The following is a 2,094-nucleotide window of genomic DNA, read 5'->3' as shown; positions in this document are numbered from 1 at the left end:
TATTATATGCTTACCCCTGAAATGGGATATATTAAAATAAACAGATTTGCCGAATCTACCTATAAAGAATTCAACATGGCTCTACGTATATTGCAGCGACAGGGAGCAAAAAAACTAACTCTTGATCTAAGGGATAATCCCGGAGGTTATCTGGGAATTGCAGAGCAGTTGGCTGACGAATTTTTGCAGGATGGGAAGTTAATCTTATATACCAAAAATAAAAAAGGGAAAATAGAAAAAACCTTTGCTACCAAAAAAGGTAATTTTGAAGATAAACCAGTCTATGTTTTAATAAATGAACGCTCTGCTTCCGCCAGTGAAATAATAGCCGGAGCCTTGCAGGATAACGATATAGGAACAATAGTAGGACGAAGATCTTTTGGTAAAGGATTGGTTCAACGGGAAATGGAACTGGGCGACGGTTCAGCAGTGCGCCTGACGGTATCGCGATATTACACGCCTACAGGGCGTTCCATTCAGAAGACTTATAAAAATGGAAATAAAGATTATTATCAAAAATTTACAGAGCGCTATCATAATGGCGAGCTGATTTCTGTTGATAGTATTAAAATAGCAGATTCTTTGAAGTTCACTACTCCTAAGGGTAAAGTGGTTTATGGCGGCGGCGGCATAATTCCTGATGTTTTCGTCCCCATTGGTACTAATGAAGAAGAAGCTGTTGAAAGTCTGGAGAGTCTTGGTTTCATGTCCAGGTTTATATTTGAACATTTAGAGGAAGACAGAAATAGATATTCTAATTACGCGGAAGCAGAATTTGTCCGGGATTTTAATGTGGATGACATAGTTTTTGAAAAGTTCGTAGACTACTCAATAGATCGAAACATTAAAATTAATTTCTATGATTTTGAAGATAAGATAAAACTCTACCTAAAAGGTGCTTTGGCTGAGCAGTTATTTACCTCAAACCTCAATGCAAAAATAAAGTCAACTTCAGACAGCATGCTACAGAAAGTTTTGGAATTGGATCTGCCCACCATTCGGCAAAAAGAAAAAAAAGAGATTGAATTTAACAACTAATCATCGTCTATTTTTTTCTGAATTTTTTTAGAAGTCAGATATATTATTAGCAACAATACAGCACATAAAGAGGCCACAATCCCTATTAAAGCAACAACGCTATTTCCCTTCAGGGGTTCATCAAAATCAACAAGTGTAACATTGTAAGTAATAAGTACAAGTGCCAGGATTATAAGTACAATAGTTAATGTTTTATTCATCTTCGTTGTTTCTAGTTTTTTACCCTTTTTGCGCTCAAAAATCTATTCTAAAATAGTTCGTTAATATTTGAAGTAAATAACTTAACTGCTATAGCTAATAGGATTACTCCAAAGACTTTCCGAATTATATTAATCCCATTCTTTCCAAGTATCCTTTCAATTGCCTTGGACGATTTTAGAACTATATAAACAAAAATAATATTTATAATAATAGCCACAATAATGTTCTCAACATGAAATTCTGCCCTCAAAGAAAGGAGGGCCGTCATAGTACCTGCGCCGGCAATAAGAGGAAATGCAATGGGAACTATAGAAGCACTTTCAGGAGCGTCATCTTTATAAAGTGCTATCCCTAAAATCATTTCAATAGCTAAAAAAAACAAAACAAAAGCACCTGCCACCGCAAATGAATTTACATCTATCCCTATTAGCTTTAGAATTTCTTCACCAATAAATAAAAAGGCTATCATAATACAAGCTGCTACAATAGTGGCTTTTCCGGATTGTATATGCCCAACTTTGTTTCGAAGACTGATAATTATAGGAACGCTCCCTACTATGTCTATTACAGCAAAAAGGATCATACTTGCCGAGGCTATTTCTCTTAAGTTAAAATTCATTAGACTATAAAATTATATAAGCTGGCAAATTTACGTATACCTAAGGTTTTTAGATCACAGAAGGACAAATATTTTAGGTATGTAAAATTCAATAATTATCTTTACCACCTTAATTTTACAAGATGTTTGAAATTGGCAAAGCAATTATCTCCGATGATATTTTGGAAAGGGAATTTGTATGTAATTTATCGGCATGCAAGGGTGCCTGCTGTATAGACGGCGAGGCGGGAGCTCCA

4 protein-coding genes are annotated in these 2,094 nt (G+C 35.1%); 2 read left to right on the top strand and 2 right to left on the bottom strand.

What is annotated here, in order from left to right:
* Positions 1 to 1,038: S41 family peptidase (locus WBN20_RS05755; RefSeq protein ID WP_424281039.1), on the top strand; the 1,038-nt coding region annotated here is incomplete at its 5' end.
* Here the strand turns inward: WBN20_RS05755 and WBN20_RS05750 are convergent.
* Complete coding sequence (locus tag WBN20_RS05750) at positions 1,035 to 1,238, bottom strand: hypothetical protein (protein WP_424271404.1); 204 nt, start codon at positions 1,236 to 1,238, stop codon at positions 1,035 to 1,037. The two genes, WBN20_RS05755 and WBN20_RS05750, sit on opposite strands and share 4 nt — an antisense overlap.
* Positions 1,239 to 1,285: 47 nt before the next feature.
* A complete protein-coding gene (locus WBN20_RS05745) occupies positions 1,286 to 1,858 on the bottom strand; it encodes a MarC family protein (protein ID WP_424271403.1) in 573 nt (190 codons plus the stop codon).
* Between the two features lie 122 nt (positions 1,859 to 1,980).
* Between WBN20_RS05745 and WBN20_RS05740 the strand changes: the two genes are divergently transcribed.
* Positions 1,981 to 2,094 (top strand): DUF3109 family protein (locus tag WBN20_RS05740; protein WP_424281040.1); only part of this gene is annotated, 114 nt, incomplete at its 3' end.

This window comes from Eudoraea sp. (assembly GCF_049665975.1).
GTDB lineage: Bacteria > Bacteroidota > Bacteroidia > Flavobacteriales > Flavobacteriaceae > Eudoraea.
This window is presented reverse-complemented; position numbering and strand designations above follow the sequence as displayed.